Origin of the sequence: Methanoculleus sp. UBA413 (genome assembly GCF_002502935.1) — an archaeon.
GTDB classification, from domain to species: Archaea; Halobacteriota; Methanomicrobia; order Methanomicrobiales; family Methanoculleaceae; genus Methanoculleus; species Methanoculleus bourgensis.
This window is the reverse complement of record NZ_DAQR01000014.1, coordinates 1,139-6,259: the sequence shown is the minus strand read 5'-3', so window position 1 is coordinate 6,259 and position 5,121 is coordinate 1,139. Positions and strand designations below refer to the sequence as shown.

The following is a 5,121-nucleotide window of genomic DNA, read 5'->3' as shown; positions in this document are numbered from 1 at the left end:
ACGGGGAGGGGGGCCGGGCCCCCCCTCCCCTGTCTCTCGCAGGACGGTACCGCGAAACCCCCTCCCCGCACAAGCCGGACCCGGGGCACGATGCAACAGAGCCGGGGGGCCTCCCGGTCGCCACCCCGGAGATGCCCTCATGGAAAATTTAGATGAAATGCTCCGCTACCGTGAGACCTGCCGCCGCAGGCACCCCGCGACAACCCGGAAGAGGAGCGATAGCACAAGCATAAGTACAACCAGGACAGCCCAGAAGAAGAGGCGGGCGATGAGACCGGTCCTGCCGGCCCCTGACTCAGGCATCTGCCAGCTCCACGAGAACCCGCTCCCGCCGGCAGCCCGGTACCGGAACGGGTCATGCGGTGCAGGACCGGCGCCACCCTGGAGGGCGATGTCGTAGCGTGCCCGGGCTTCAGGATCGATCAGCGTCTCATATGCCTGCTGGATGGCGATGAACCGCTCGTTTGCATCCGGGTCCTGGTTGATATCAGGGTGGTACTGTTTGGCGAGCCTCCGGTACGCCGCCCGGATCTCGTCAGGCGTGGCGTCCCGGGAGACGCCGAGGATCTCGTAGCAGGTCTCCACAACTGCCCTCACGCGGTCTCATCATATGAAACCTCGCCCGCATCCCCGTTCACTGTCACCCTGGTGCCGGGGGGCAGGCGGGAGAACTCCGGCGGGAGGCGGTCGACCATGGGAATCCCCGCGATGATCGCACCGACCGCGATGATCGGTTCAGCCTCCGTATTGATGATTGCAGCAGGGGCAAGACCGTTCTGCTTCAGCGCGTAGATCACGTAGGAACCTACCGTCGATCCCTTCCCGTACGGGAAGGCCAGCACGCGCCCGGCGATCGATTGCCCTTCAAGCGGATGGCCCTGTTCCACGACGGTACCGGTCTCGGGGTTGACACCCGAGAGAAACGATATGGGCTCAGATGAAACGAGGAGCTCTCCGGTTCCGGTGCCCCTGGATATGCCTCTACCTTTCATAATTACAACCACCACATTATATTGAGGTTGGAGACCCAACTATATGAGTGACATGGACGAAACCCTTGGCAACAATCCTGGAAGCGAGCACGACATGCTTGCGCTCCAGATTCAGGAACTGAAGGCGCAGATCCTGGATTATAAACTAAAGAACGAGTTGCTCGAGAAAGAACTCCTGCAGCTCAGAAAAGAGAACGGCCAGTTAAAACGGATGCCGCTGTTTGTTGCAGCCGTGGTCGATGTACTCGATAACGGCGAGGTATACCTCAGACAGCAGGGCAACAACCAGGAATACGTCACCACGGTCAACGAGAAACTCCACCGCATCCTCAAGCCCGGGATGAAGGTAGCGGTGAATAATACACTCTCTATCGTCAAGACGATCGGCAACATCTACGACTCCAGGGTCAGGGTCATGGAACTCGACGAACAGCCGGACGTCACGTTCGAGCAGGTCGGCGGCCTGAAAGACGAGATCGAGGAGGTCAGGGAAGCGGTCGAGTACCCGCTCACGAAACCCGAGATCTACGAGCGTGTGGGTGTTGAGCCCCCGAAAGGCATCCTCCTCTACGGCCCGCCCGGGACCGGGAAGACCCTGATTGCAAAGGCAGTCGCCCATCAGTCCCACGCGCGGTTCATCAGGATGTCGGGGAGCGAACTCGTCCATAAGTACATCGGGGAAGGCGCGCAACTCGTGCGTGAACTCTTCGTCCTCGCCCGGGAGCGTGCTCCGGCAATCGTCTTTATCGACGAGATCGACGCGATCGGGAGCATGCGCACCAACGACGGAACCTCGGGCAGCGCCGAGGTCCAGCGGACGCTGATGCAACTCCTCGCCGAGATGGACGGGTTTGGGAACCGGGGTAACGTCAGGATCATGGCGGCAACCAACCGTATCGATATGCTGGACCCGGCCCTCCTTCGTCCGGGCCGGTTCGACCGGATCATCAGGGTTCCGCTCCCTGATGACGGGGCACGCCTCGAGATCCTGAAGATCCATACCGCGAAGATGACCCTCGCCGGGGATGTGGACCTCGCCGGGATCGCGGAACTTACCGGGAAGACCACCGGCGCGGAGCTGCAGGCGATCTGCCGTGAGGCGGGCATGATGGCGGTCCGGCGCGACGCCGGGGCCGTTGAGCGGGATGACTTCCTTGCGGCGATCAAAAAAGTGAAGCGCGAGGTGGCGACACCCGATACCCGCATGTATATCTGATGTGGATCTCCCCAATCCACATCGTTTCCTCCATGTGCCGTCAGAAGGTCAGGTCCCTGTCCTGACCGGTACGGCTGCCCTGGACGCTCCATTCCAGGGAAACCTTATCGACCTCCCGGTCGTACATGATATACGATGAACGTCCTCCTTATTCAGCCGGAGGGTGTTGATCTCTACACCACCCTGCTTAACTCCGAAACCAGCAGGGATGCCCTTCGTTTTTACCAACCCGACAGGCTGGAGTACGGTATGCGCATCCGGACGGCGTCGCTCGGGAGTGCGCTTGCTCTCGTCTCCGAGCTCCGGTGGTACATCCAGCGGTACGTCGAAGAGGTTCTCTTCGAGCCTGAGAAGGGCATCTTCTGCTCGTCCAGCCTTGCCCAACAGATCTACGAACGCGACGTGAAACCCGCATCGCCCTGGAAATACCGCTGCCTCTACCGCATCTCCGACCACCCGGTCGACACCATATGGATGGATGCGGGAACAACGCCCCAGGCATATGCGGACCAGGTTGAGCCCGAAGATACAGTGCTTGAGGTCTGGTGTACTGAAGAAGAGTACCCGGCGGAATAGTGCCTCAAGCCATCTTTTTGTAGGTTTTGGTGTGGGAGATTGATCGCCGGCCGCACGCGAGAGAATTCATGGGGCAGAGCGAGCGGCTGTACGCAGGATAAGACCCCATTCGCCCACTTCACCCCATGCTGTGGACCGTGGTGGACATCACCCTGGGGGGTGGGGGCAGGGGAGGGGGCGAGCCCCCTCCCCCCATAAGGAAGCCATGCCCGGGGCACGACGCCAAACCGGGGATGTCTTCATGGGAAATTTCAGCTGAAATGCTCCACTAGTGAAGCGTTTCACCGTATTTTGCCGGTGTGAGGAGGATCGCCTCCTCCCCGCAGACGGCGGTCCTCGTAGGTCCCTCCTTGTAGCCCCGGCTGCTTACCCTGTAAGTCCCCGGACGAAATGCCCACCGGTGATACCGCCGAGGGCCCGCTGTTTTACCTCATCCTTGAGCACGTCGAGCATGCCCGGGTCTCCCCGGCCCACGGACTCGATCCCGGCAAGGTAGAGCCGGGCCATCTCCCCGGCGTACCGGGGCCCCCGTCCCCGCGCATCGATCGCGACCGCATCGATGCCCATCCCGATGATCCGGGGCAGGTGGTCGATCAGGCAGGTCTCGACGGCGTTGGCGATATACACCCGGGATTCGCTGTCGCACCGGAGCGGGAAGACGTGGTTCCGCCGGTCCTGCAGCCCCAGGAACCGGTCGCCGGAGACCGCCGCCAGCCGGTCCTCGGTCACCATCGCCTCGATGTTCCCCTGCACGAGCACCTCGAGCCCGGGAGCGTCCCCGGTCAACTCGGCCAGCCGGGCCAGGTCGCCGGCCGGGAGTTCGGGGGATGCCGTGCACCGCAGGAAGAGCGGGGCCAGAACCCTCGTGGTACAGTGGTTCCAGACGTTCAGCCCAGCTGCCCCAAAGAGCCTCATCCGGGGTTCGGCCTCCCGCACCGCATCAGCGGCGCCGAGCCCGCTCACCATGACACCGTGGACGCCCGCATCGTAGAGCGACGGGAGGAGCGGGGCGGCTGCATCGAGGAAGGCGCGTCGCGTGATCGACGGCCATTTCCAGACAGCGTCCGCACCACCCGCCCGGCAGAGGGCGGCGGCCTCCTCGAGGAGGGCGGGAACCACAGGACCGGCCGGCTCGAAGTAGACGGTCCGGGCGCCGCCCCGGACAGCAGCCTCCACGCCCTCAAGGGTGTCGGTGTAGACCGAGACCGATGGGAGCCGGTTCGCGACCCCGCCCGTGCGCACCAGCCCGGAGATCGCCGCTTCCGCCCGTTCCCGGGCCGCACGCACCGCATCCGGCCCAGGTCGATGCGCGGCGGCCACGGCCTCTTCGACCTTCTCTAAGAATGTCCGGCGAACCCGGTTCAACGCACTCAGCGGCGTAAAGAGTCCGCCCGGGTAGCGGAGGTCCAGTCGCCGGATAACAAACGGCGTCCCCCCGGTCCTGGTGAACTGCTCCGCGATCTCCTCCGGGGCGAGCGGCCGGCTCCGCGCCGGCTCCATCTGCAGGTCTGCCCGGTACAAGACCCGGAGCGGTTCTCCGCCGCGCCCGGGGAGCACCCCCTCAAAGCAGGGCGTGCCGTCATCCCAGGTGACCGTAACATCGATCGGCAGCGGCTCCAAATGCTCGGCGATCTTTGTTGCCCGCGCCTCGAGGTCCGCGCTCTTTGTCAGGAAGACCTCCGTACCCCGCCCGACGGGTGCGGGAACCCCGACCCGCACCGTGCCGCGGCGGACGGCGGGGGTGCCGCGGACGACCGCGCCCACGTCGCGCTCGGGGTCCTCCATGCAGAAGGCCAGTCCGTCGCCGGAGCGGGGCACGACCTCCCCGGTGAGGCGGACGGTCGCCTCCCGCCGCCCGGGATCGTAGCCGGTGACCGTGCCGAGCAGGATCCCGCGGTTCCCGGGCCGGTCGCGAGCCATGATATTGGATGCGCCGAGGATGTAGCCCTCCGTGAACTTCCGGTTGAACGCAAGCGCAAGGTCCCGCATATCCTCTTCTGAGGGCGACCAGACCTCTCCGGCGGCGATCGCGTCGAGGGCGCGCCGGTAGATGGCGACCACCGTGGCGACGTACTCAGCGGAGCGCATCCTCCCCTCGATCTTGAGCGACGCCACCGGTGCGCGCGCTATCCGGTCGAGGCTGGGGTATACCGCGAGGTCGCGGGTCGAGAGCAGGTACTGCCCCTCTGCAGGCACGGCCCGGAGGTCTCGTGGGCGGCCGTACTCGTCCTTCTCGGCGGTCACGAGCCGGTAGGGCTTCCTGCACGGCTGGGCGCACATCCCCCGGTTCCCGCTCCGGCCCCCGATCACCGATGAGAGGAGGCACTGGCCCGAGTA

Annotated in this window: 5 protein-coding genes; 2 read left to right on the top strand and 3 right to left on the bottom strand. The window is 64.6% G+C overall.

Annotated elements, in window-relative coordinates:
* Positions 1-165: 165 nt before the first annotated feature.
* Positions 166-597: a DnaJ domain-containing protein gene (locus BP858_RS01260; RefSeq protein WP_238320317.1), complete on the bottom strand. Its 432-nt coding sequence runs from the start codon at positions 595-597 to the stop codon at positions 166-168.
* A complete protein-coding gene (locus BP858_RS01255) occupies positions 594-992 on the bottom strand; it encodes a DUF126 domain-containing protein (protein WP_014867947.1) in 399 nt (132 codons plus the stop codon). Before BP858_RS01255 ends, BP858_RS01260 begins: the two co-directional genes overlap by 4 nt.
* 43 nt (positions 993-1,035) lie before the next feature.
* Between BP858_RS01255 and BP858_RS01250 the strand changes: the two genes are divergently transcribed.
* Positions 1,036-2,208 (top strand): proteasome-activating nucleotidase, encoded by a 1,173-nt coding sequence (locus BP858_RS01250; protein WP_014867946.1) that lies wholly within the window; start codon positions 1,036-1,038, stop codon positions 2,206-2,208.
* A 135-nt stretch (positions 2,209-2,343) separates the two neighbouring features.
* A complete protein-coding gene (locus tag BP858_RS01245) occupies positions 2,344-2,784 on the top strand; it encodes a DUF5804 family protein (RefSeq protein ID WP_214167083.1) in 441 nt (146 codons plus the stop codon).
* A 366-nt stretch (positions 2,785-3,150) separates the two neighbouring features.
* Here the strand turns inward: BP858_RS01245 and BP858_RS01240 are convergent.
* A partial coding sequence (locus tag BP858_RS01240; RefSeq protein ID WP_286878616.1) for a DUF3656 domain-containing U32 family peptidase occupies positions 3,151-5,121 on the bottom strand: 1,971 nt, incomplete at its 5' end.

Bases quoted from the DNA above. Each gene is read 5' to 3' on its own strand.
- BP858_RS01255 (WP_014867947.1), bottom strand. From the start codon at position 992: ATGAAAGGTAGAGGCATATCCAGGGGCACCGGAACCGGAGAGCTCCTC.
- BP858_RS01250 (WP_014867946.1), top strand. From the start codon at position 1,036: ATGAGTGACATGGACGAAACCCTTGGCAACAATCCTGGAAGCGAGCAC.
- BP858_RS01245 (WP_214167083.1), top strand. From the start codon at position 2,344: ATGAACGTCCTCCTTATTCAGCCGGAGGGTGTTGATCTCTACACCACC.